Source organism: Erythrobacter sp. F6033 (genome assembly GCF_023016005.1).
GTDB lineage: Bacteria > Pseudomonadota > Alphaproteobacteria > Sphingomonadales > Sphingomonadaceae > Erythrobacter.
The window spans coordinates 1,913,082-1,935,867 of sequence record NZ_JALKAZ010000001.1; the positions used below are offsets into that span (position 1 = coordinate 1,913,082).

The window sequence follows — 22,786 nt, forward strand, 5'->3', positions numbered from 1 at the left end:
AGCCACCAGAGGGAGAGAAGTGATGCATGTGATGGGAGCAGTCTTGGCCGTGCCTGAAGGCAACAAAGCGGCCTATCTCGAAATGGCGCGCTGGATGGGCGATATGTTTCGCGAATTCGGCGCACTCGAGGTTTCGGAGAATTGGGAAGAGGATGTGAAGGACGGCGAACAAACCGACTTTCGCAAAGCAGTTAAAGCCAAGGACGGCGAAAAGATCGTGTTCTCATGGATAGTGTGGCCCGACAAAGCGACCCATGACGCAGCGCATGAAAAGATGATGACCGACCCTCGCATGCAGGAAATGCCAGCCGAAATGCCGTTCGATGGCGGACGCATGATCTTTGGTAGTTTCGAGAATATCTTTCACAGCCGCTAGGCGATGACAGTGCTTTTCCTGAGCAGTTGATACGCTTCGACCACGCGGTTGAGCCGGTTTTCATATTGGCGATCGCCGCCGTTGCGATCCGGGTGATAGCGGCGGACGAGTTCTGAATAGCGCCGACGCAAGCGGCGTCTGTCGGTGTCGCTGCCCAGCCCCATAGTCTCGAGAGCCGCTGCCTCGTCTTTCGAGAAACGCCCGCTCATCGCCATCTTTGCTTCGCGCTCGGCACGGCTACGAATGCCTCCGGCGCGGGCAGAGATCGCCTCAAGCGGGTCGTCGTAATCGGCCCAGCGCGGCACTCCATCAACCGCGGCTTTGGGCGAGAATGCTGCGCTTTCGGTGCGCCAGCCACTCGCGGGGCTTTGTGCCGACAAGATTTCATCGGCGCTCATGCCTTCGAACCAATCGTAGCCTGCATTAAACTCGCGCACATGATCGAGGCAGAACCAACGCCAGATGCCCGGCCCGTCAAAACCATTGGGTTGATAGCCCGGCGCGCGGAACTCACCCGCCTCGCGGCAAGTGGGATGTTCGCACACTCGATCCGCGTCTTCGTGGCGGCCATGAAACTTTGCAGAAGGCATAGGGGCTTGAGAATGGTGTCTTTGCCCCCAAATTCCAAGCCAATCATTATTGCAAAAAGGACAAGCCCAAATGAGCGGAACCGTAGCACAGGAAATGGAAACGCTTTTGACCGAGGCTTTTGCCCCGACTGCACTCGATATCATCAACGATAGCGCGCAGCATTCCGGCCATTCGGGTGATGATGGATCGGGGGAGTCGCACTTTACCGTTGTTATCGAAGCACCGGCCTTTGCGGAAATGAACCGTCTCGCCCGCCAACGCGCGGTGATTGCCGCGCTCGGCGACATTGTCGGGCAGCGGGTTCACGCCGTCGCGATCAAAGCCAGCGCGCCTACTGCGCCCTGATATGTCGCGCGAAGAATTCGAAAAGCACTTTCCGATGCGAAAGCCGCCGGTCTGGGGCGGTTCGAATTCTGTTGAGCGTTCCATTGCGAAAAACGATTGTGAAGCGGTCAAAGATGCGATTGCGGAAGGCATAGATGTCAATGAACAGGACGAGTACGGTCAAACGCTCCTGATGATAGCCGCTGCCGTCAAGGCGACAGAAATCGTCCGGATTCTGCTTGATGCTGGAGCTGACCCGAATATCGTCAATGATGATGAGGCAGGCCCTTTGACCAGTGCAGTTCGAAACGCAGGCCGATCAAAACCATTTCTACCGTTGCCCGTAAATGTGCAATTGATTGCGATCCTTCTGGATGCTGGTGCCGACCCCGACCAGATCGACCAATATCGCCGGTCTCCCGCTGGACGCGTAAGCCATTCCTTCCGGTTGAGAAGGCTGTTCCGCAACCATGGATATGCGGGGAATTTCTCCAGTGAGTGAATTCGACAGCGGTTTGCGTGTACGCAGAGCAGCACGTGTCATAGTGCTCGACCCGATGGGCCGCGCCTTGATGTTCCGTTTTGACGTACCCGGCAGACCACCCTTTTGGGTGACGGCAGGGGGCGAATGCGAACCGGACGAGAGTTTCGAAGACGCAGCACGGCGAGAGCTTATGGAAGAAACGGGCATAGCGGCTGATCCCGGACCGCAAATTGCGCGAACCACTCCCGAATTCATCACCGTCGAAGGCGAACCGGTACAGGCTGATGAGCGGTATTTTATCGTTCGTGTCGATGGCGCAGAGATCGACACGGCTGGCCACACCGAGCTTGAGCAAAAGCTGATGACACAACACCGATGGTTCGCGCTGGAAGAGCTTTCCAGCTGGCATGAATTGGTGTTTCCGGAAAACCTTGGCGATCTGATCGCGTCTCATATCGCAACCTGATTGCCGCGCACGATCTGTCTCGCTATCCCGACAGGCGAGGAGAGACAGAGATATGGATTACACTGGCAAGGTTGTTTGGATCACGGGCGCGTCATCAGGCATCGGTGCGGCGCTTGCCCGCGATGTCGCATCACGCGGGGCGCATGTTGCGCTGTCTGGCCGCGATGAAGCGCGTCTTGCTGAGGTTGCCGCCGATTGCGGCGAGACATTGATCCTGCCGTTCGATGTGCGCGATGACGCGGCTCTTGCCGATGCGACGGCCAAAGCAATTGCATGGAAAGGCGGTGTTGATGTCGCGTTTGCCAATGCTGGTGTTTCGCAGCGCAGCCGCGCGCTAAAGACCGACATGCAGGTTTACCGCGACATCATCGATATCGATCTCACGTCCCAAATCGCCTTTAGCCAGGGGCTTATCGGGCACATGGCAGAGCGCGGTTCGGGAGCACTCGCCTTTATTTCATCCATCGCGGGCAAAGTCGGTGTGCCGATGCGCACCGCCTACAGCGCTGTGAAGTTCGGCCTTGCCGGATACGGAGACGCGCTGCGCGGCGAATTGTCGCAGACCGGCGTCAGTGTCCATGTGATTTATCCCGGCTCCGTCGCCACCGATGTTGCGCGCAATGCGATGGTTGCGGATGGCTCCAAACGCGGCGTCAGCGACAAAGTGATCGACGAAGGCATTCCTGCGATCGACGCAGCCAAAACCATGCTCGATGGCATGGCAGCTGGCGAGCGTGAAATCATCGTCGCGCAGGGCATGGAGGCCGGCATGGGCGAGATGCGCCGCACACCCGACGCGCTCTTCGATCAGGTCGCCGCCATGGTCGCAAACGGATATATGGAAAAAATGGAAGACAGCGCATGATCGCGATGGAGCAAAAGCGCGTCGCGCTTGCCAACGGGATTGAGCTGGATGTTGTCGATGAAGGGCCGGTCGATGCCCCAGCCCTCATCTTTCTCCACGGCTTTCCCGAAAGCCATCGAACTTGGCGGCATCAAATCCCGCATTTCTCCAAAGATTATCGCTGCATCGCGCCCGATCAGCGCGGCTATCGCGGATCGTCGAAACCGCAAGAGGTTGAGGCCTATACCCCTGATAAATTGATCGGTGACATCTTCTTGCTCGCCGATGCACTCGGCATCGCGAAGTTCACCATTGTCGGTCACGATTGGGGCGGAGCAATTGCGTGGGGCGTGGCACTTGGCGGTCAACATATGCGGGTCGAACGCGCGATCATCGCCAACGCGCCGCATCCGATGATCTTTCAAAAACTGCTCTACACCCACAAAGGCCAGCGCGAAGCGAGCCAGTACATTCGCGCCTTCCGGGATCCCGCCAATGATCCTCTGATCCGCGAAAAAGGGCTTACAGGATTGATGCTGCAAGAGGTCAATTGGGACAAGCCGACAACGATGGAGCCGGAAGAGCGCGCGCAGTTGCTGAAGGATTGGCAAGACCGCGATGCGTGTTTCGGCATGATCAATTACTATCGCGGCAGTTCGATGCATGTCCCGCCGGTCGATGCGCCTTACGCACTGCCGGATGGCTACACGCCGCCCACCCTGCCAGACCTGACGATCCCGACACTGGTCATTTGGGCGATGGACGATCTCGCATTACCTCCAGAAAATCTCGAAGGATTGGACGACATCATCGATCCGCTGACCGTTGTGCAAGTGCCCGATTGCGGTCACTTTGTGCCTTGGGAGGCACCCGATAAGTTCAACGCCGCGATGGACGCGTTTCTAGCCAGCTAACCACTCAACCCATGCGCCATGCGGATGGGCATGACTGAGCAGATGCGTTTCGCCATCCTGCGGCGAACCATTCCAAAGCCGCACTTTCAATTCGTGACGGAATGTCGCCGGATCGGTTTCAAGCGAAACCCACGCCAGCGGGCATTCCGGTGATGCGTTTGCACCGGCTGCCTCAAACGCCTCGGTAATCGCGTCCTGCGTGCTAGCGGACATATATTGCCACATGATCGAGTGGAACATGGCGCGCGTCACGCCCTTCGTCTGCGGTTCAGTAAGCATTTCGGCGACAAATTCACCCGCATCCTGCTTGACCAGATCGGGCGGACGTGCACTTGCGAGCGCAATCGCGGCATCGATCCGCGCCATCCTTCCCGGTGCGTCCGGCCAGACATAACTTTTAAGCCGCAAAGCGCTGTCCGGATCAGCCAAATTGATCGGAGCGACGTCGCATCCCCGAACAGACAATATCTGAAAGTTATTCGGCGCAGCTGGCGGCGATCCATCGCCCTTCCAAAGCGGCTCGATCTGCATCGGCGACCCCAGCGGTCCGACAGCGGTTTCGCCCAAATGAAATCTGTAGCGTTCGAGCATGGTCAGAACACCCGCACTCGCACCAAGCTCGAACAGTTCAAATTTCGGAACAGTCCGTTGTGCCAGCCAGAGCAAACCTCCCATGATGCTCGCCGCGCGTCCTGCTTCGTTGGTCTGAGGCGGACCATCAAGCCATGGCAACAGCTGCGTATCGTAGGTTTGAACCAGCTCGCAGACCAGCGCGTCAATCTGAGCCTGATCGGCGATTTGCCCGCTGTAGACTCGAGCCAATCTGTCATCCTGCCCCGAAACAAGCAGGTAATGCAGACCGCCCGCCATGCGCAAAGGCATCGCGTCTTTCAGCGTGAGCCCTTCCCAATTTGCGATGCGCCGGCCCGTCGCCGTGTCGCTTGCTCGGACCTTTGCCAGCGCCCGAACAATACGCGCGGTACACGGTGCGTTGTTTTGCTCGGCATGGGTCGCCTGCCAATCAAGCGCTTCAGTGAATTCCTCGATAGCCATGATCCCGGTCTTGCTCATGTGCGATTTCCTTGCGTTTGACGGTCTCGATTGTGTTGCCCTTTGCGGGCGCAATCCCTAAGTCCCGCGCCTGATGACCACCGATCAAGCCACTGATACATTCGGGCAGCTGACATTCGCTGTACCCAAGGGACGCATTCTCGACGAAGCGCTGCCAGTGATGGCGCGTGCAGGCGTGGTGCCCCATGATAGCTTTCACGACAAGTCCAACCGCGCGCTTTCTTTCGAAACGACGCGCGCTGACATGCGCCTGATCCGCGTGCGCGCCTTCGACGTTGCGACTTTCGTCGCGCACGGGGCAGCGCAGATTGGTATTGTCGGCTCTGACGTGGTCGAAGAGTTTGACTACGCGGATCTTTACGCACCTGTCGATCTGGACATTCAGCATTGCCGACTTTCGGTTGCGCGGCTCGCCGATGACACCGAAGACCGCTCCGGCGCGAGCCACCTTCGTGTGGCAACCAAATATCCGAACCTAACTCGCAGACACTTTGAAAAACAGGGTATTCAGGCCGAATGCGTCAAGCTCAACGGAGCGATGGAGCTTGCGCCCGTGCTGAGCCTCGCAAGCCAGATCGTTGATCTTGTTTCGACAGGTGCGACGCTGAAACAGAACGGCCTCGTCGAAACCGGCAAAATCATCGACATCTCAGCCCGCCTGATCGTCAACCGTGCGGCGCTCAAAAAAGACCCGCGTGTCGCTGAGCTGGTTGCGGCGTTCCGCTCCGATGCCGAAGCACGGGCGAGTGAGGCAGCAAAGTGAAATCGCTCAGCTCCCTCGATCCCGATTTCGAAAAGCGTTTTGACCGCCTCGTCAATGCCCGGCGTGAGGCTGACAAAGACGTCGCAGGCCAAGTCTCCAGTATTCTAAGCGCCGTCAAAAGCCGCGGTGATGATGCATTGGTTGAGTATAGTCAGCGCTTCGACGGATATGCTCTGGGTGATGAATCTGATTGGGTCATTACGCCAGAACGCTGTGAACAAGCCTACGGCGAACTGGATAGCGATCTACGCGATGCTCTCGACCTCGCCGCAAGCCGCATCCGCGCATATCACGAAGCGCAATTGCCGCAGGACCGCGATTACACCGATGATGCTGGCGTTCGGCTCGGCGCGATCTGGCGGCCGGTCGATGCCGCTGGCCTGTATGTGCCGGGCGGACGTGCAGCCTACCCATCATCGCTGCTGATGAATGCGATCCCAGCGAAAGTCGCTGGCGTAAAGCGCACCGTGGTCGTGACGCCAACACCCAAAGGCAATTCGAACCCGCTCGTTCTCGCCGCTGCGCACCTTGCCGGTGTCGACGAGATTTGGCGCGTTGGCGGGGCACACGCTTTGGGCGCGCTCGCTTATGGTACGGACAAAATCAAACCGGTCGATGTCATCACCGGCCCCGGCAACGCCTATGTCGCCGAGGCAAAGCGTCAGCTTTACGGCGTGGTTGGCATCGATATGGTTGCAGGCCCGTCAGAAATTCTGGTCATCGCCGATGGTAAGAACGATCCGGATTGGATCGCCGCCGATCTGCTTTCGCAAGCCGAGCACGATCCAACCTCGCAATCGATCCTGATTACCGATGATGCAGGTTTTGCCGCTCTCGTCGAAGACAGTGTCGCGATCCAGCTCACCCAATTGGCTACCGGCAAAGTCGCAAAGGCAAGCTGGGATGCGCACGGCGCGATCATCGTCGTCAATGATCTGGAAAGCGAAGCGCCCGCGCTCGCCAACCGTCTAGCCGCCGAACATGTCGAACTGGCGGTGGACGATCCCGAAGTGATGCTGAAAAGCATTCGCCACGCGGGTAGTATCTTCCTGGGCCGGATGACACCCGAAGCTGTCGGCGATTACGTTGCCGGGCCGAACCACGTTTTGCCAACCGGACGCCGCGCACGCTTTTCCAGCGGTCTTTCCGTGCTCGACTTTATGAAGCGCACAAGCTTTCTCGGCCTTGATGAGGCTTCTTTCGCCAAGATCGGTCCAGCCGCGGCCACTCTTGCCCATGCAGAGGGCCTTCCCGCCCACGCCAAATCGGTGGAGCTTCGCCGCAAATGAACACGCCTGCCCGATCACAAGCCCGCTCGACTGCCCGCCTCGCTGCGGTTCAGGCGCTTTATCAGCAGCAGATGGAAGGCACCGCGCTTTCCAAGCTGCTCAACGAATTTCACCAGCACCGTCTGGGCCGCGAAGTCGATGATGAAGATCACGACGGCGAAGTCTTTGCCGATGCCGAGGTTGAGTTCTTTGATGATGTGGTTCGCGGCGTAGACGCTCGCCGTGACGAGATTGACGCGCTTTTGCTGTCCAAACTCGCCGATGGCTGGACAATCGCGCGGCTCGACAAAACCATGGTTCAGGTGCTGCGCAGCGGCGCTTATGAGCTTATGGCCCGCGCGGATGTGCCGACAGCCACCGTAATCAGCGAGTATGTCGATGTCGCAAAAGCGTTCTTCGACGATCGCGAAGCGAAATTCGTCAACGGCGTTCTGGATGCGGTCGCCAAAGAGGCCCGGTCCTAACGTCGCTTGATACGCACCGACATGGTATTGCGGCGGCAATGATGACCGAAAGCGAATTTATAGCGGCCTTGCGCGCGCTGCCTCTGCATAGCGGCGCTCGCGGCCTCAATGATGATTGCGCAGTGATCGAAATTGGCGGGGAAACGCTGATATTCAATCACGACATCATGGCAGAGGGCACGCATTTCCGCCCTGAAGCCGACTTGGCCGATGTCGCTTGGAAGCTGGTCGCGATCAACCTGTCCGATCTGGCTTCGAAAGGCGCGGAACCCGTGGGCGTGCTTCTTGGCCATTCGTTAGGCGGCAATGATCAGCGCTTTATCGACGGCCTGCGCGATGTCCTGACCACCTGTGGAGTCCCCTTGATGGGCGGCGACACAATCGCTGCGACCGGTTCAAGCACCTATAGTCTGACGGCGATAGGCAGAGCGACTTCGACCCCAGTTCCTTCGCGCACAGGCGCGCAACCAGGTGACAGCCTTTTCATCACGGGAGCTTTGGGTGAAGCGATGCTCGGATTTGAGGGAGTTGATCAGCATCTTGACTCCTTCAACCGTCCAAAGCCGCGCCTAAGCGAAGGCCGCGCTCTCGCCCCCTTGGTAAGCGCGATGATGGACGTGTCGGACGGCCTCTTGCTCGATGCGTTTCGGATGGCTCAAGCGAGCAACGTTTCGATCGCGTTGGAAACCAATGCGATCCCGGTTGCTGATCCAGAACGACGCGATGAATGCATGCGCTGGGGCGATGATTACGAATTGCTCTTCACTCTGCCGCATGACGTGAAACCTCCGGTGCCCGCTGCACGGATCGGAACTGTGGAGCAGCGCGGATTTGCGCCGATATTCGTTGACAGCGAACCGGTCATGAATTCCGAAGGCCTTGGATATCAACACGGGTAGCGGATCACGCTGCGCTTAACCCCTCAAAATCATTGGCTTTTGACTGGGAGCGGTGGAACCAGACCTGTTTGAGTCTTGTCAGCCCTACGCAAGACCGTATGGTCCCGTCCCAATGCGCCGTAAAAACAAAAAGCGGGATTCATAAAAGGCGCAGTTCCCATACATTTCCGCGTCACGAGAGGGGATAATTCGTGGACTTAATTCTTATATCAATCGGGCTTGGTTTGCTCGCCGTGGTTTACGGCGTAGTGACCCGCGCTCAGGTGCTTTCTGCAAGCACCGGCAATGAAAAAATGCAGGAAATTGCTGGAGCCATTCAAGAGGGCGCTCAAGCCTATTTGAACCGTCAGTACACAACCATCGGCATTGTCGGTGTGGTTGTTGCGGTGATTGTCGGGGTGTTCCTCGGTGTCATCCCAGCCGTCGGCTTCGTACTCGGCGCGGTGCTTTCGGGCGTTGCGGGCTATATCGGCATGAACATCTCTGTTCAGTCGAACGTGCGCACCGCACAGGCGGCTAGTACCGGCCTGCAAGAGGGCCTTACGCTCGCATTCCGCGCTGGCGCGATCACCGGCATGCTGGTGGCTGGCCTCGCACTGCTCGCAATCGCCGTGTTCTTTTACGTTCTTGTCGGTCCGATGGAACTCGAAGCAAACAGCCGCGAAGTCATCGACGGTCTTGTTGGCCTCGCATTTGGCGCATCGCTGATTTCGATCTTTGCGCGTTTGGGCGGCGGTATCTTTACCAAGGCCGCTGACGTGGGCGCCGACCTTGTCGGTAAAGTCGAAGCAGGCATCCCGGAAGATGACCCCCGTAACCCGGCTGTTATCGCGGATAACGTAGGCGACAATGTCGGTGATTGTGCCGGTATGGCGGCCGATTTGTTCGAAACCTATGTCGTCACCGTTGGCGCGACGATGGTTCTGACCGCGCTTCTGCTGACCCAGCTTGGTGAGCTTCTCCTGCCAATGATGGCGCTTCCGCTGCTTATCGGCGGGGCTTGCATCGTAACTTCGATCATCGGCACATATTTCGTGCGTCTTGGCGGCGGCACGAATGTGATGGGCGCGATGTACAAGGGCTTCCTTGTCACCGCTGTCCTGTCCGTCCCGCTGATCTATGTCGTTATGCAATACGCGCTGGGTTCTGTCGGCACTGACATGAACACCGTTCTGAACGCGGGCACCGGTATGGTTGAGTTTACAGGAATGGATCTGTTCCTGTGCGCGATCATCGGTCTTGCTTTGACGGGCATCATCATCTGGATCACAGAGTATTACACGGGCACGAATTTCCGTCCGGTCCGCTCGATCGCCAAAGCCTCTGAAACGGGCCACGGCACCAACGTGATCCAAGGTCTCGCCATCAGCCTGGAATCGACTGCGCTTCCGACCATCGCGATCATCGCGGCGATCATCGGTGCATACCAGCTCGCTGGCCTGATCGGTCTGGCATACGGCGCAACTGCGATGCTGGCGCTAGCCGGTATGGTTGTCGCGCTCGACGCTTACGGTCCTGTCACCGATAACGCTGGTGGTATCGCTGAAATGGCGGGCCTTGATGACAGCGTGCGTGAAAAAACCGACCTGCTCGATGCGGTTGGCAACACCACGAAAGCTGTGACCAAAGGCTATGCCATCGGTTCTGCCGGTCTCGCAGCACTCGTGCTGTTTGCCGCTTACACCGCTGACCTTCGCGCATACTTCCCGAACGCTGACGTCAATTTCAGCCTTGAGAACCCGTATGTGATCGTCGGTCTGCTGCTCGGCGCACTGCTCCCGTACCTGTTCGGTGCGATGGGCATGACCGCCGTGGGCCGCGCTGCTGGTGACGTTGTGAAGGACGTTCGCGAGCAGTTCAAAGAGAAGCCGGGCATCATGGATTACTCCGAGAAGCCTGACTACGCCCGTACGGTGGATCTGGTAACGAAGGCTGCGATCAAAGAGATGATCATTCCTTCGCTTCTGCCGGTTCTCGCTCCTGTCGTTGTATACTTCGTGATCCTTGGCCTTGCTGGGCAGGAAAATGCCTTTGCTGCGCTGGGCGCTTTGCTGCTTGGTGTGATCGTCGGCGGCCTGTTCGTCGCGCTTTCCATGACCGCTGGTGGCGGTGCATGGGACAATGCGAAGAAATACATCGAAGACGGCAATCACGGCGGTAAGGGCTCCGAAGCCCACAAAGCTGCCGTGACAGGCGACACTGTTGGCGATCCTTACAAGGATACCGCAGGTCCGGCTGTGAACCCGATGATCAAGATCACCAACATTGTCGCGCTGCTTCTGCTCGCGGCTCTTGCTGGGCATTGATCTGATCTCAGTTCAATACTGAACAATCTGACCCCGCCGGGAGCAATTCCGGCGGGGTTATTCTTTGCCTGAAGTCCGTCCAAGTCTTGGACACTCCCCTCGGCGGATAAGCTTTCTTTACCCCTTAGTGGCATAGAAAATGCGGGCGTGCAGTGCCGCGCTCCAAGGCGAGAGTACCGATATGGATTTGGCCAATGCGCCTTACCTTAAGAAGCAAGCAAGAACCGCCGATCTAGCGATTGAGCGACGCGCGCGGCTTCGCGTGGTAAGCGTGGAACAATTGCGAACCCCGCAGTTCCTTTCCGCATGGAAAAATCTTGCTGCGCGGGCAAGCGAGCCTAATCCGTTCTTCGAACCGTGGTTCCTCATCCCCTCGCTCGCTGCCTATGCGGGCGCGAACGCCAAAGCTGGCGCGCGCGTTTCGGTACTGGTTTTCTACGAAGAAGGTGAATTGGCTGGAATCCTGCCAGTCGAGCGATCGCACAACTACTACGGATATCCAGTGCCACATTGCCGAGGTTGGCTGCATGACAACGCGTTTTACGGCGCGCCGCTGGTCGCAACAGGATTTGAAGAAGCGTTTTGGAACGCTGTGCTTGACCATTCAGATCAAACCGCTGGTCTCGCGCTGTTCCTTCATATGCCGTTGCTGCAAGAAGGCGGACCTCTTGATCGTGCTCTACGAGCCGTTCTGGCATCCTCTTCTCGGGCAAACGAGATCGTGCTTCGGCGAGAGCGCGCCATGCTGAAATCTGAACTTTCGTCCGAGGATTACCTATCACAAGCGCTTAGCAAGAAACACCGCAAGGAATTGCGGCGCCAAAGACGCCGCTTGGCGGACGGAGGCAGTCTGACAGTCCATCGCCGTACTGATGATTTCGCCACTGGCGAATGGATCGCTGAATTTCTCGCGCTCGAATCCGCAGGCTGGAAAGGTGACGCGGGATCCGCCCTTGCCGGAAATGCAGCTACCCGCAACTTCTTCACCAGCATCATTCAGGGCGCGGCGCGCGCGGGCAAGCTGGAACGATTGGCGTTGCGCCTCGATGGGAAGCCTGTCGCAATGCTCGCAAGTTTTCTCTCCGCATCGGGCAGCTACAGTTTCAAAACTGCCTTTGATGAACGCTACGCTGCAAATTCTCCGGGATTGCAGTTGCAAATCGAAAACCTCGATGCGCTTGATCGCTCGGAAACCGAATGGATCGATAGCTGCGCCGCAGAAGGCCACCCGATGATCGACCGGCTTTGGACAGAACGGCGCCAACTCGTCAGTCGCAATATCGCAATTGGTGGGTCGGTGCGCAGAGCGGCTTTCCGCCAGATGATGGCGTTTGAAACCCGCAGAAAGGCTTCGTGATGAACTCTCCGGCAACTTTCGATTGCGATGGGAATGAGGCACCGCACGCATCGCTGGGCATGTTCGATCAGGATGCGCGCGCGACCTTCGCAAAGAACTATCCCGAAACGCCGCATTTGCTGCGCCATAAGCTCAATTATCATCCGCTGCTCGAAATCGAAGCGCTCGCCGATCTGGCAGAGCTCCTTTCCGAAAAGAGCGTTGAATATAATCGCGGCGATTTGCCCATCGGCATCGATGGCAAGCCCGACGCGACTGGCTTGTCGATTGGCGAGACGATCCGGCGCGTGCATGAAACGAACAGCTGGGCCGTACTAAAGAACGTAGAGCAAGTCCCGTCCTATCACGGCCTGTTGGTCGATCTGCTGGGTGATATCCAATGCGAGATTGAGGCAGCCACCGGCGAAATGCTCACCCCACAGGCCTATATTTTCATCTCCAGCCCCAATGCCGTCACACCGTATCATTTCGATCCGGAGCACAACATCTTGCTACAGGTCAGCGGTATCAAGGTGATGAACCAGTTCCCGGCCGGCAATGCCCGTTTTGCGCCCGACACCACCCATGAAAGTTATCATACAGGCGGCCCGCGCGAACTGACATGGGATGATGCGTTTGACGACTGCAAAACGCCCTACGCGCTTGGTCCGGGTGATGCAGTCTATGTTCCGGTTATGGCACCGCACTATGTGCAAAACGGGCAGGACAGCTCAATCTCGCTGTCGATCACTTGGCGGTCGGAGTGGAGCTACCGCGAAAGCGACGCGCGCGCATTCAACCATCTGCTACGCCAGCGCGGGATGGCCCCCAAAGCGACCGCCCGTTGGCCAGAACAAAATCGCACAAAGGCATATGCTTACCGCGCGCTGCGTAAACTTGGATTGATCACCCAATCTTGACCTAATCCCGCCCGCGCCGCATGGGCGAAGGCATGAGCAAAACCCCTTCTCCAGAAGAGCTGGTCGACGATCTTGTTCGGCTGTTGACTGTCGACAAACGCGCATCAGACATCTTTGCAGGTAGCCCGCAAAAAGGCGGAATGGGTCGGGTATTCGGCGGCCAAGTTTTGGCTCAAGCGCTTCAAGCCGCGCAGGCGAGCGTCAGCGACGGAAAGTCGGCCCACTCGCTCCATGCCTATTTCCTACGCGGCGGCAAAGAAGGCATTCCGATCGAATACCGGATCGAGCGCGATTTTGATGGGCGCAGTTTTTCCAATCGCCGCGTCGTTGCCTCTCAGGAAAATGACGAAGGCGTCAGCACGCCGATCCTCAACCTCACCGCAAGCTTTCAGACACCGGAGAACGGGCTCGAGCATCTCGATTCGCCAATGCCCGATGTTGCGCCGCCTGAAGATCTTAAATCGGACATGGAAATGCGCCATCAAATGGTGGACGCGATGGGTGATAAGATCACCGATGCCCAGCGCGCACTTATGCTGCGTCCGCGCCCGATAGAGATGCGCACTATTGATCGGCTGCATTGGATGAATTCAGAGCCGCGAGAGCCGAGCGCGCATACATGGTTCAAGACCGCAGCCCCCCTGCCCGATGATGCCGATTTGCACCGCGCAGTAATCACATATGCCAGCGATTACACTCTGCTAGGCACCAGCGCATTGCCGCACGGTCTATCGTGGATGCGCGGCGAACTCGTCGGAGCCAGCCTCGACCATACGATCTGGTTTCACAAGGAAGCGCGGGCCGACGAATGGCTGCTCTACGCGACCGACGCGCCTTGGTCCGGCAGCGGTCGCGGGTTCAATCGTGGCCGTATTTTCAACCAGTCAGGGGAACTGGTCGCGAGCGTCGCCCAGGAAGGCATGATGCGCAAGCGCAAGAAGAAAGCCTAGCCTTCTTCTTAGCCGCCTTTACTACGCGTCGATCCACCTGCGCTTGCAGTCCGTTTCGATTTGCCGCCATCACGGTCAGACAAGTTCCAACCCGTGCTGCGTCCGCCGAAGCCGCCCTTTTTCGCGAGACGCGAAGCGGGTTTTACCTTCGGCACTGACTTTGGACGTTCAAACGCGCGGTTGGATGTGGTGTATTTGCCGGGCTGGCCGGCAAAGCTGACGCGTGAGCCATTGGCAGATTGGTATCCGCCCGCCTTGCTGTTGAACAAAGGTGCGCTGGCGTTCCGGTTACTTGAGAACCATGCGACTACGAAAGGCGAGTAGTGCCGCCGACCGCTTTGGGCTTCTTCGGTACCTACACCGGCTTCCACACATTGGCCTGCGCCATATTGTGCTTCGCAATCCTGAAGCGCCGCGAAGCGCGGAGCTTCTTCATCAGCCTTTGCCAACGCTTCCTGACGCATGTCGTCGCATTCTTGGCGAGTCTTACCGGTCTCTTTTGCGCAAGCAAAGATGTTCTCAAAGACCTGAACCTCTGTTTGGTTCGTGTCTTCGGTGATCGCATTGGCCATCGGCGCTGCGGGCTCACTACCGCATGCGGAGAGCATTGCGCCGCCACCAATCGCGGCCATTGTCGTCAATGCGACTTTTGAAGAACGCTTGGAGCGCTTTGAAACTACTGGCATTTCCATCAAATATCCCCCGTCTACGCGGCTATCAGTGTTGGCTTAGCGCGAAATGGTTATCACAAGGTGCACAAGCGCCTTTTAAGCTGCAGAATGAGGGACCTATGCTGCGCAAAACCATGGATGAACGGCCAGATTGGCAAGCCATTGCCGAGGCAAACGGGTTTGTGTTCCACCATGTTGATGGCGAAATTTATTGGGACGAACGCGCCTGTTGGCAGTTCACGTTGCAAGAAGTCGAAGACGAGATCGAAGATCCCACGACCGAGCTTTACGCAATGTGTCTATCGCTGGTGGATGATGCCTGCGCGTCACAAGAATTGATGGAGAAACTCGCGATCCCGCGCTCAATGTGGGATCTGATTGCCAATTCATGGCGCAGCGGAGAGGCGTCTCTCTATGGCCGCTTCGATTTCGCCTATAACGGCAGCGGCCCGGCCAAAATGCTGGAATTCAACGCTGACACTCCGACCAGCGTCTATGAAACGGCATTCTTCCAATGGCGCTGGCTCGAAGACAAGATCGCGGCAGGCGAACTGCCCGCAGAAACCGACCAATTCAATCGACTGCATGAGGCGTTGGTTGAACGTTTCGGTCAGATGTTCACCGCTGGCAGCCTTGTCCACTTCTCGGCCGTGGCAGACCATATCGAAGACCGCGCAACGGTTGCGTATTTTGAGGATGTCGCGGGCCAAGCAGGGTTGGAGCCTCGCTTTGTCGGGATCGATCAAGTCGGCATTGATGAAAGCGGCCAGTTTGTTGACCCCGAAGGCTATCAGATCGGTGCGATCTTCAAACTGTATCCGTGGGAAGACATGATGCGCGAGGAGTTTGCGCAGCAGGTCGCAATGTCAAACACCAGCTTTGTTGAACCTGCCTGGAAAGCGATCCTTTCAAACAAAGCTATGCTGCCCCTGCTGTGGGAACGGCACACAGGCCACCGTAACCTGCTCCCCGCAGCGGTCGCAGGTTCAGACGCAGCCAAAGAGCTGGCAGCGCAGCCTCACGTCACCAAACCGTTTTTCAGTCGCGAAGGCGCGGATATAGAACTGTTTGACGGCGCTCAGCACCACAAAGGGCCAGAGCAAGGGTATGGCGAAGAGGGCGCAATCATTCAGGCCTACGCTCCGATCGCCCGCCACAGTGACAATCATGCCGTTATCGGCAGCTGGGTCGTTGGCGATGATCCGGCTGGCATGTCCATCCGCGAAGATGCCAGCCCGATCACACGGGATCTCGCCCGATTCCTACCGCATATTATCCTAGGCTAGTGCGCCAAGAATATCGGCATCTGCGGGTCGGTTAATGAGCGACGTGTGACGCCCCCAAAGAGCATTTCCGCAAACCGTGAATGGCCATATGCGCCCATCACCATCATTGAGCATCCTCGCTTCTCGGCAGCAGAGAAAAGCACATCCGAGACTTTCAGCTTTCCGCTAGGCAGCTCTACAATCTCCGCATCGACACCGTGGCGACTGAGATATTTCGCACCCTCATCCAGCCGGAAATCATGCCGCTCCCGTGATTTGTCTTCTGCAACGCAGGCGAGGAACACGTTGCTTGCATATTTGAGCATGGGAACTGCTGCGCGAAGGGCAACGGCGGCCTCGGACGAGCCATTCCAAGCCACAAGCACTGGTGCGCTCAGATTGAAACGTTTCGCTTCGTCCGGCACTACCAAGACGGGAACCGGTGCTTTCAAAGCAAGCTCGCCAGCCATGCGGGAGGGACGCTTCCCGTTTTCGCCAACGTCATGCGGACCGACAAGAATCACATCATGCAACGCGGACTGTTCCAGCAGGCGATCTTCTGCCATGCCGTAGAGAAATTTCCACTCCCATACGGCGTCTTCATTGGCGAGATCGGCTTCGGTCTTGGCGCGAAAGTCCTCCGCTGCCTGTTTGATCTGAGGAAGCGCGGCGGCCATCGCAGAGCCATAGAAGTCGCCCGGTGCGAAGACTTCATAGCTCACTGACTGAAGGAAGGTGATGTGCGCACCAGTGGCGCGGGCTATGTCGAGCGCGACTTGCATGCGCGATTCCATTGCACTGTCATCAGCGGCGTGAACGAGGATCGATTTCATGGGGCTTCTCCTTGTTGTGTGGAGGAGAATGCGCCCGCCGAAAGCCGCGTGCATTGATCCAGATCAAATTCGGCTGAAACATCGCGGGTTTGCTCTGCTCATGTTGCGCGCTAGAGTTGGCTTGGGAGACAACCATGCAGATCACACGTCAGCCGCCGGTCAAAACGACCCTTGAGCCATCGAACCACCCCTACCTCTCCGGACCATGGACGCCGGTGCATGAAGAGTTGGACGTAGACGAGCTCGAAGTGATCGAAGGCGAAATACCCGCCGACATTGATGGCGTTTATCTGCGCAATACGGAAAATCCGGTGCATCAGCCGTTAGGTCGGCACCACCCGTTTGATGGGGATGCGATGATCCATCAGGTTAGCATCAGCGGCGGCAAGGCGAGCTATCGCAACCGATTTGTGCGGACCAATTGCTTCACGCAGGAACAGATCGCGGGCGGCGCGTTGTGGGGCGGATTGATGGATCCGCCTGCCCTTTCGAAACGTCCGGGCTTTGGCGCGCATGGCAGCCTGAAGGACACTGCCAGCACCGACATCATCGTGCATGCCGGCACCGCCATAGCGACGCTCTATCAATGCGGCGAAGCGTGGCAGATGGACCCGATCACGCTGGAAAGTCTCGGAAAGGCATCTTGGGGACCGATTGACGGCATCTCAGCGCATCCAAAGGTGGATGAAGCGACTGGCGAGATGATGTTTTTCAACTATTCCAAACACGCGCCCTACATGCATTACGGGGTCGTCGATCGCGCCGGTAAGCTCGCGCATTACGTCCCGATTCCACTGCCCGGCCCGCGCCTGCCGCATGATATGGCGATCACAAAGAACTGGTCGATCCTCAACGATATGCCGCTGTTTTGGGATGAAGAGCTGCTCAAGCGGGATATCCATGCGGCGCGCATTCACGAAGGCATACCAACGCGCTTCGCATTGATCCCGCGACACGGTCAGCCAGAAGATATTCGCTGGTTCGAGGCGTCTCCAACATATGTGCTGCATTGGACGAACGCTTGGGAAGACGGCGACGAGGTTGTGCTCGAAGGGTATTATCAGGACAAGCCAATGCCCGATCCGATCGAGGAAGCGGGCGAATACAGCCACATGATGGCCTATGTTGACGAGCATTCTTTCCAAAGCCGCCTGCACCGCTGGCGTTTCAATCTGAAAACGGGCGAAACCACCGAAGAGCGGTTGTGCGACAAGATCGTCGAATTCGGCATGATCAACCCGGATTATCTGATGAAGAAAAGCCGCTACATCTGGTCGACCACCACGCGGCCCGGATGGTTCCTGTTCAACGGCTATGTCCGCCACGACACCGAAACTGGCGCGGACCAAGTCTTCCAACTCCCCGACGGTGTCTATGCGAGCGAAAGCCCGATGGTGCCTCGAAAGGATGCGCAATCAGAGGATGACGGATACCTCGTCACCTTCCTAATTGACGAGAATAGCGGCGCGTCCGAACTCGCCATCTTGGATGCCAGCGATGTGACGAAAGGCCCGATCTGCCGCGCTCGATTGCCGCATAAAATTTCAAGCGGAGTGCATTCCACTTGGGTCGAGCATTCCCAGCTTCGTAGCGACAGAGAATTCAAACGCGCCAGCCTCGCCGCCTGATGCAAAGGATTGTCAGACGGATTTGAAACTTTTAGCGCGTCTGCGCGTTCAAACACCAAACCTATCACTCCAATAAGAGAGGCCCCAAAATGGCATTCGCACTGATTGATCTTCCTTACCCCGACACCGCGCTGGAACCAGCCGTTTCGGCAAACACCCTTTCGTTCCACTACGGAAAGCATCATCAGGCCTACATCGACAAGATGAACGCTGCGATCGAGGGCACCGATCACGCGGATAAATCGATGGAAGACATCGTTGCCGCTGCTCGTGGCAGCAACCAAGGGCTGTTCAACAACGCCGCGCAAAGCTGGAACCACGCGTTTTACTGGCACTCAATGGCCGCCGAAGAAACCGCGCCTTCGGATGAATTGAAGGCCAAGATCGACGCCGCATTCGGCTCGGTCGAAGAGCTCAAGACACAGCTTAAAGATCGCGGTGCTGGCCACTTCGCCAGCGGCTGGGTCTGGCTCGCCGAAAAGAATGGCGAGCTCAGCATCGAAGAAACACATGACGGCGACACGCTGGCCGACAGCGGCTTCAACCCGCTGTTGACCGTCGACGTGTGGGAGCACGCCTACTACCTCGATCACCAGAACAAGCGCCCGGCCTATCTGGATGCGGTTGTCGGATCGAAGCTCAACTGGGCATTCGCTAGCGAAAACCTCGCTCGGGGATCTGCTTGGACTTATCCTGCATAAGTACTCAGATAGTTTGTTGAATTTCAAACCCGGGTCGCAGCGATGCGATCCGGGTTTTCATTTTTGGACCGAACTCCAGAATTGATTACCGACTAATCAACTGAAAAATAGAACGGTTCCTAGACCATCTCACACCATATCGACTAAACTGCGTATGGGTCGAAAATGGAAATTGATGTGTTCGAAACTTCTCGAAGATCTGTCTTGCGCGGAGCAGCAGGCGCTGGTGCATTTGTGCTGACAGGGTGCGGAGGCTCTGGATCAAATTCCAACCCTACGCCGCCAACTTCTGGCCCTGGAGGGCCGCCTCCTGCTCAGCCCCCTTTTTCAACGGCGGCAATCCGACCTAGCCGGCCCCAATATACCGAACAGGTATCGGCTCCTCCGGCCGCGCCGTTTGAAGTCGGCATGGACATCAACTGGTTCGTGGATGCAAGCAATGGAGATGATAGTGCGGTGGGTAGTGAAGCAGCGCCGCTGCGCACACTCGATCGGGCGCGCGAATTAGCTGGATCAACGGATGTGATCGGTCTCCATCGGGGGCAAACGCACTTCCGGTCACCCAGCTCTACTCTCGGATCTTTGATCACCCAGAGCGTGGTGGGGTATGGCGACTCCGTTCTTCCGGCGACTTTATCCGGCGGCCAATCACTGCTTCGGTTAGGGTTTATCTCTCAAGGCAACGGCATTTACCGGACGACAATTTCACTTGCACGCGCGCATCAACCCGGCGGCTCGGGCATATCCGGCACTGCCACTACTTATCCATTCCTAAGGCTTGGCGACGAATATTTCGAATGGATTGTTGGGCAACCCACCATCGCAGACAATCTCAATGCTTTGGCGGTCCGTTCGGGGCCAGCGTTCTGCATGAATGTGTCGGGATCAAGCACCCCCGATTTGCGCCACGACATCTCGGCCAGCACAGAGTTTGACCTGTTCGTTCGGCTTCAGGATGGCGGCGATCCGTCAGGTCTACCGCTCATCGCGATGTCACATCCCGCTGTCTATTCTTGGGAGCGGGGTCTCTTGCAGGATCTTTGCCTGAGAGATGCTTGGTCCAAAGACACCGCGGGAACCGACCCGATGAGCACAGCGATACCGACTTTGCGACGCGTCGAAATTTTGGGCGCAGGGACACATGCCTGGGTCGGCCCCTGCAACGTCGACGGATACCGCGCGCGCGGTCTGCCAAGACCCGGAATGTTCGGCTTCGACGAAGGTCGATCCGCAGGCGCTGGGTTGAACCTGTTCAGCATATTGAATCGTCCTGACCAGGTCATCGATGTTCGCGGTCTGGATATCGAAGGGTTTGGTACGGCGCTTTACGGGCATTCCAGCTCTCAAAGTCAGACGATCGCGAAACGGGTCGATGTCACCGAAACCGAGCAAGAGGGTTTTGCACTTTTCCGAGTGCGCAATTGCGGCACCGCAATCCAATTTGATGCCAACAATGGCAACACCGTGGTCCCCGAAGGCATCAGCGTAACATGCGAAGTCGATATCACAGATGTCGAGGTCGCGATGAGAACCGAAGGACCTGCATCTTTGGATAATGGCGGCACCGTTATTTACAGCTCGATCCAGAAGAACAAACATAACCTTTCAACGATGCGCAATGGCAATGCCGATCACACTTATCGCGGCATCACGTTCTTTTCCCCGAACAACACCGTGCGTGACTTCACGCGGGACCTTTCGATTGTTCAGGGCGTGCCGTCTCGAACGCCCACCCTCACGCTGGAGAATTGCACGCTTCCGCTTCACCCGGATTTTGCGTTTAAGATCGGATCTGGCGGGGCCAGCGAAGGCTTCTTCAACCTGCGATTGGTCGGCTCCACCGTGATCGGAGACTCGTTTGATTCCTTGCGCAGGCGATATCCGGCCACCTTCAGCGCGACCAATGATGTCGCGTTCGCATTCGGCGACCTCAGATCGAAACGCGATGTGCGCGAGCGACTGAGCAGCAACGGCGTCGCGAACACAATCGCCGAAAGCACAACGCTGTTGCGGAATGACGGATCGGCCGCCGAACGGCCCGGTTAACCCCGCACCAGTCAGCCCGCGACCGTATAGTAAGTCGGCGATCCCGGCCCGACGGGGATGCCGAGCACGAACGTCCACAGATAGAAGAAGATCGACCAGAAAAAGAGGAAGAACATCGTGTAGGGCAGCATCATCGCGATCAGCGTGCCCACGCCCAAATCTTTCTTATACCGCGTAGCCCAAGCCAGAATCAGCCCGAAATAGCTCATCATCGGCGTGATGATATTGGTCGTGCTGTCCCCGATCCGGTACGCCGCCTGAATAGTCTCTGGCGCATATCCGATCAGCATCAGCATCGGCACGAAAATCGGCGCGGTCACCGCCCATTGCGCGCTCGCGGAACCCAATGACAGATTGATCACCGCGCATAGCAGGATGAACAGGAAGAAGATCATCGGACCAGTCATGCCGGTTTCGACGAGGAACGTTGCCCCCGTCACCGCCGTGATCGCGCCCAGATTGGTCCAGCCGAAAAACGCCACAAATTGCGCGGCGAAGAACACCAGCACGATGTAAAGGCCGAGCGACGACAAAGCCGCCGCCATGGCGTCAATCACATCGCGGTCGGTCTTCATCGTGCCCGTCGCGCGGCCATAGGCGTATCCAATCGCGACGAAGAAGATGAAAATCCATACCACAAACCCATCAAAGAACGGCGAGTCCATCCGGTCGCCATCCTCCGCATTGCGCAATATACCCCATTCCGGGATCAACGTAATCGCCATCAGGGCCAGCACCCCGATCAGAGCGATCCCAGCCCAGCGCAGCCCCTTGCGCTCGGTATCGGTCAGCGGCTGCATCATCCCGTCATCCAGGATCGTCGGATCCGCCTTGCTCGAATCGTATTCGCCCAGCTTTGGCTCGACGATATAGATGCTCACCAGCGAACCGATGATCGCCACGAGGAAGGTTGAGGCGAACATGAAATACCAGTTTGCCGTCGCCAGCACGGTGTAATCCGGGTCGATCAGCTGCGCGGCTTCTTGCGTGATACCGGCCAGCAGCGGGTCGATTGTCCCGATCAGCAGGTTCGCGCTGTATCCGCCTGAAACGCCCGCAAAGGCCGCCGCCATGCCGGCTAGTGGATGCCGCCCGAGCGCATAATAGATCGCCCCGCCCAGCGGGATAAGCACAACATAGCCCACCTCGCTCGCGGTGTTCGAAATGATGCCCGCAAACACAATCGCGACCGTCACCAGCTTGGGCGGCGCGCCCATGACGAGGCTGCGCACAGCCGCGCTCAGCAAGCCCGATTTCTCCGCCACGCCCACGCCCAGCATCGCGACCAGCACCACACCCAGCGGCGCAAAGCCGGTGAAGTTATCGACCAGCCCGGTGAATATCCGCCGCACCCCGTCGCCATCCATCAGGCTGACGGCGCGGATCATGCCGTCCTCGGCCACGCCCTTTGCGCCCAATGGCCGCGGATCGTCCACCGCCACACCGAGATATCCGAACAGGCCGGACAGCAGCACGATGCCCACCGCCAGCAGGGCAAACAAAGTCACCGGATGCGGCAGCAAATTGCCCAGCCATTCCACCCCGTCGAGGAAGCGTGTGAAAGCGTTCTTCTTCGCTGGCTGCGCGGTCGCTGCGTTGTTCTCTGGGGTGGATTGCCCGGTGGCCATGTGATGCTGCTCCGATA

General features: G+C 57.7%; 23 protein-coding genes. 18 read left to right on the forward strand and 5 right to left on the reverse strand.

Annotated elements, in window-relative coordinates; translation table 11 throughout:
- The first annotated feature begins 22 nt into the window (after window positions 1-22).
- Window positions 23-376 (forward strand): DUF1428 domain-containing protein, encoded by a 354-nt coding sequence (locus MWU39_RS09175; protein ID WP_247159689.1) that lies wholly within the window; start codon window positions 23-25, stop codon window positions 374-376.
- Here MWU39_RS09175 and MWU39_RS09180 read toward each other — a convergent pair.
- Window positions 373-966: a DnaJ domain-containing protein gene (locus MWU39_RS09180; protein WP_247159690.1), complete on the reverse strand. Its 594-nt coding sequence runs from the start codon at window positions 964-966 to the stop codon at window positions 373-375. The two genes, MWU39_RS09175 and MWU39_RS09180, sit on opposite strands and share 4 nt — an antisense overlap.
- Window positions 967-1,036: 70 nt before the next feature.
- On the opposite strand from MWU39_RS09180, the gene MWU39_RS09185 reads away from it, so the two are divergent.
- Genes MWU39_RS09185 through MWU39_RS09205 form a run of 5 tightly spaced genes read left to right on the forward strand, consistent with a single transcriptional unit; the run spans window position 1,037 to window position 3,999 of the window.
- Window positions 1,037-1,312: a BolA family protein gene (locus tag MWU39_RS09185; RefSeq protein ID WP_247159691.1), complete on the forward strand. Its 276-nt coding sequence runs from the start codon at window positions 1,037-1,039 to the stop codon at window positions 1,310-1,312.
- A gap of 1 nt (window position 1,313) precedes the next feature.
- Complete coding sequence (locus MWU39_RS09190) at window positions 1,314-1,793, forward strand: ankyrin repeat domain-containing protein (RefSeq protein ID WP_247159692.1); 480 nt, start codon at window positions 1,314-1,316, stop codon at window positions 1,791-1,793.
- On the forward strand, window positions 1,786-2,241 hold the full coding sequence (locus MWU39_RS09195) for an NUDIX domain-containing protein (protein ID WP_247159693.1): 456 nt from the start codon (window positions 1,786-1,788) through the stop codon (window positions 2,239-2,241). The genes MWU39_RS09190 and MWU39_RS09195 overlap by 8 nt, the downstream gene beginning before the upstream one ends.
- A 52-nt stretch (window positions 2,242-2,293) precedes the next feature.
- Window positions 2,294-3,106, forward strand: a complete 813-nt coding sequence (locus tag MWU39_RS09200) for an SDR family NAD(P)-dependent oxidoreductase (RefSeq protein ID WP_247159694.1) — start codon at window positions 2,294-2,296, stop codon at window positions 3,104-3,106.
- Window positions 3,103-3,999, forward strand: a complete 897-nt coding sequence (locus MWU39_RS09205) for an alpha/beta hydrolase (protein WP_247159695.1) — start codon at window positions 3,103-3,105, stop codon at window positions 3,997-3,999. Before MWU39_RS09200 ends, MWU39_RS09205 begins: the two co-directional genes overlap by 4 nt.
- On the opposite strand, the gene MWU39_RS09210 is transcribed toward MWU39_RS09205, so the two are convergent.
- Window positions 3,988-5,070: a DUF2332 domain-containing protein gene (locus tag MWU39_RS09210; RefSeq protein WP_247159696.1), complete on the reverse strand. Its 1,083-nt coding sequence runs from the start codon at window positions 5,068-5,070 to the stop codon at window positions 3,988-3,990. The two genes, MWU39_RS09205 and MWU39_RS09210, sit on opposite strands and share 12 nt — an antisense overlap.
- A gap of 73 nt (window positions 5,071-5,143) precedes the next feature.
- On the opposite strand from MWU39_RS09210, the gene hisG reads away from it, so the two are divergent.
- From hisG to MWU39_RS09250, 8 genes are all read left to right on the forward strand, one after another.
- Window positions 5,144-5,833 (forward strand): ATP phosphoribosyltransferase, encoded by a 690-nt coding sequence (hisG, locus tag MWU39_RS09215; protein ID WP_247159697.1) that lies wholly within the window; start codon window positions 5,144-5,146, stop codon window positions 5,831-5,833.
- Window positions 5,830-7,122, forward strand: a complete 1,293-nt coding sequence (hisD, locus tag MWU39_RS09220; RefSeq protein ID WP_247159698.1) for a histidinol dehydrogenase — start codon at window positions 5,830-5,832, stop codon at window positions 7,120-7,122. The genes hisG and hisD overlap by 4 nt, the downstream gene beginning before the upstream one ends.
- Window positions 7,119-7,586, forward strand: a complete 468-nt coding sequence (gene nusB / locus MWU39_RS09225) for a transcription antitermination factor NusB (protein WP_247159699.1) — start codon at window positions 7,119-7,121, stop codon at window positions 7,584-7,586. The genes hisD and nusB overlap by 4 nt, the downstream gene beginning before the upstream one ends.
- Window positions 7,587-7,627: 41 nt before the next feature.
- Complete coding sequence (gene thiL, locus MWU39_RS09230) at window positions 7,628-8,485, forward strand: thiamine-phosphate kinase (protein WP_247159700.1); 858 nt, start codon at window positions 7,628-7,630, stop codon at window positions 8,483-8,485.
- Between the two features lie 191 nt (window positions 8,486-8,676).
- Window positions 8,677-10,791 carry a sodium-translocating pyrophosphatase gene (locus MWU39_RS09235; protein WP_247159701.1) on the forward strand — a complete coding sequence of 705 codons (2,115 nt, stop codon included), beginning with the start codon at window positions 8,677-8,679 and terminating at the stop codon, window positions 10,789-10,791.
- Between the two features lie 181 nt (window positions 10,792-10,972).
- Entirely contained in the window at window positions 10,973-12,148 is a 1,176-nt protein-coding gene (locus tag MWU39_RS09240; protein WP_247159702.1) for a GNAT family N-acetyltransferase, read from the forward strand.
- Window positions 12,148-13,047, forward strand: a complete 900-nt coding sequence (locus MWU39_RS09245; protein ID WP_247159703.1) for a cupin-like domain-containing protein — start codon at window positions 12,148-12,150, stop codon at window positions 13,045-13,047. Before MWU39_RS09240 ends, MWU39_RS09245 begins: the two co-directional genes overlap by 1 nt.
- A 32-nt stretch (window positions 13,048-13,079) precedes the next feature.
- Entirely contained in the window at window positions 13,080-13,997 is a 918-nt protein-coding gene (locus MWU39_RS09250; protein WP_247159704.1) for an acyl-CoA thioesterase II, read from the forward strand.
- Between the two features lie 8 nt (window positions 13,998-14,005).
- On the opposite strand, the gene MWU39_RS09255 is transcribed toward MWU39_RS09250, so the two are convergent.
- Window positions 14,006-14,689 (reverse strand): DUF1190 domain-containing protein, encoded by a 684-nt coding sequence (locus tag MWU39_RS09255; RefSeq protein ID WP_247159705.1) that lies wholly within the window; start codon window positions 14,687-14,689, stop codon window positions 14,006-14,008.
- 98 nt (window positions 14,690-14,787) lie between these two features.
- On the opposite strand from MWU39_RS09255, the gene MWU39_RS09260 reads away from it, so the two are divergent.
- Window positions 14,788-15,954, forward strand: a complete 1,167-nt coding sequence (locus MWU39_RS09260) for a glutathionylspermidine synthase family protein (protein ID WP_247159706.1) — start codon at window positions 14,788-14,790, stop codon at window positions 15,952-15,954.
- Here MWU39_RS09260 and MWU39_RS09265 read toward each other — a convergent pair.
- Entirely contained in the window at window positions 15,951-16,766 is an 816-nt protein-coding gene (locus MWU39_RS09265) for a universal stress protein (protein ID WP_247159707.1), read from the reverse strand. The two genes, MWU39_RS09260 and MWU39_RS09265, sit on opposite strands and share 4 nt — an antisense overlap.
- A 134-nt stretch (window positions 16,767-16,900) precedes the next feature.
- Between MWU39_RS09265 and MWU39_RS09270 the strand changes: the two genes are divergently transcribed.
- The 3 genes from MWU39_RS09270 (at window position 16,901) to MWU39_RS09280 (ending at window position 21,141) form a co-directional block, all read left to right on the forward strand.
- Entirely contained in the window at window positions 16,901-18,394 is a 1,494-nt protein-coding gene (locus tag MWU39_RS09270) for a carotenoid oxygenase family protein (RefSeq protein ID WP_247159708.1), read from the forward strand.
- Window positions 18,395-18,483: 89 nt separating this feature from the next.
- Window positions 18,484-19,095: a superoxide dismutase gene (locus MWU39_RS09275; RefSeq protein WP_247159709.1), complete on the forward strand. Its 612-nt coding sequence runs from the start codon at window positions 18,484-18,486 to the stop codon at window positions 19,093-19,095.
- 408 nt (window positions 19,096-19,503) lie between these two features.
- Window positions 19,504-21,141, forward strand: a complete 1,638-nt coding sequence (locus MWU39_RS09280; protein WP_247159710.1) for a hypothetical protein — start codon at window positions 19,504-19,506, stop codon at window positions 21,139-21,141.
- Between the two features lie 11 nt (window positions 21,142-21,152).
- Here MWU39_RS09280 and MWU39_RS09285 read toward each other — a convergent pair whose 3' ends face one another.
- Window positions 21,153-22,769: an AbgT family transporter gene (locus MWU39_RS09285; protein WP_247159711.1), complete on the reverse strand. Its 1,617-nt coding sequence runs from the start codon at window positions 22,767-22,769 to the stop codon at window positions 21,153-21,155.
- Window positions 22,770-22,786 lie beyond the last annotated feature (17 nt).

Excerpts from the sequence above, each read along its gene's own strand:
- MWU39_RS09175 (WP_247159689.1), top strand. The coding sequence starts at position 23 with ATGCATGTGATGGGAGCAGTCTTGGCCGTGCCTGAAGGCAACAAAGCG.
- MWU39_RS09180 (WP_247159690.1), bottom strand. The coding sequence starts at position 966 with ATGCCTTCTGCAAAGTTTCATGGCCGCCACGAAGACGCGGATCGAGTG.
- MWU39_RS09185 (WP_247159691.1), top strand. The coding sequence starts at position 1,037 with ATGAGCGGAACCGTAGCACAGGAAATGGAAACGCTTTTGACCGAGGCT.
- MWU39_RS09190 (WP_247159692.1), top strand. The coding sequence starts at position 1,314 with ATGTCGCGCGAAGAATTCGAAAAGCACTTTCCGATGCGAAAGCCGCCG.
- MWU39_RS09200 (WP_247159694.1), top strand. The coding sequence starts at position 2,294 with ATGGATTACACTGGCAAGGTTGTTTGGATCACGGGCGCGTCATCAGGC.
- MWU39_RS09205 (WP_247159695.1), top strand. The coding sequence starts at position 3,103 with ATGATCGCGATGGAGCAAAAGCGCGTCGCGCTTGCCAACGGGATTGAG.
- MWU39_RS09210 (WP_247159696.1), bottom strand. The coding sequence starts at position 5,070 with ATGAGCAAGACCGGGATCATGGCTATCGAGGAATTCACTGAAGCGCTT.
- hisG (WP_247159697.1), top strand. The coding sequence starts at position 5,144 with ATGACCACCGATCAAGCCACTGATACATTCGGGCAGCTGACATTCGCT.
- nusB (WP_247159699.1), top strand. The coding sequence starts at position 7,119 with ATGAACACGCCTGCCCGATCACAAGCCCGCTCGACTGCCCGCCTCGCT.
- thiL (WP_247159700.1), top strand. The coding sequence starts at position 7,628 with ATGACCGAAAGCGAATTTATAGCGGCCTTGCGCGCGCTGCCTCTGCAT.
- MWU39_RS09240 (WP_247159702.1), top strand. The coding sequence starts at position 10,973 with ATGGATTTGGCCAATGCGCCTTACCTTAAGAAGCAAGCAAGAACCGCC.
- MWU39_RS09245 (WP_247159703.1), top strand. The coding sequence starts at position 12,148 with ATGAACTCTCCGGCAACTTTCGATTGCGATGGGAATGAGGCACCGCAC.
- MWU39_RS09250 (WP_247159704.1), top strand. The coding sequence starts at position 13,080 with ATGAGCAAAACCCCTTCTCCAGAAGAGCTGGTCGACGATCTTGTTCGG.
- MWU39_RS09255 (WP_247159705.1), bottom strand. The coding sequence starts at position 14,689 with ATGGAAATGCCAGTAGTTTCAAAGCGCTCCAAGCGTTCTTCAAAAGTC.
- MWU39_RS09260 (WP_247159706.1), top strand. The coding sequence starts at position 14,788 with ATGCTGCGCAAAACCATGGATGAACGGCCAGATTGGCAAGCCATTGCC.
- MWU39_RS09265 (WP_247159707.1), bottom strand. The coding sequence starts at position 16,766 with ATGAAATCGATCCTCGTTCACGCCGCTGATGACAGTGCAATGGAATCG.
- MWU39_RS09270 (WP_247159708.1), top strand. The coding sequence starts at position 16,901 with ATGCAGATCACACGTCAGCCGCCGGTCAAAACGACCCTTGAGCCATCG.
- MWU39_RS09275 (WP_247159709.1), top strand. The coding sequence starts at position 18,484 with ATGGCATTCGCACTGATTGATCTTCCTTACCCCGACACCGCGCTGGAA.
- MWU39_RS09280 (WP_247159710.1), top strand. The coding sequence starts at position 19,504 with ATGGACATCAACTGGTTCGTGGATGCAAGCAATGGAGATGATAGTGCG.
- MWU39_RS09285 (WP_247159711.1), bottom strand. The coding sequence starts at position 22,769 with ATGGCCACCGGGCAATCCACCCCAGAGAACAACGCAGCGACCGCGCAG.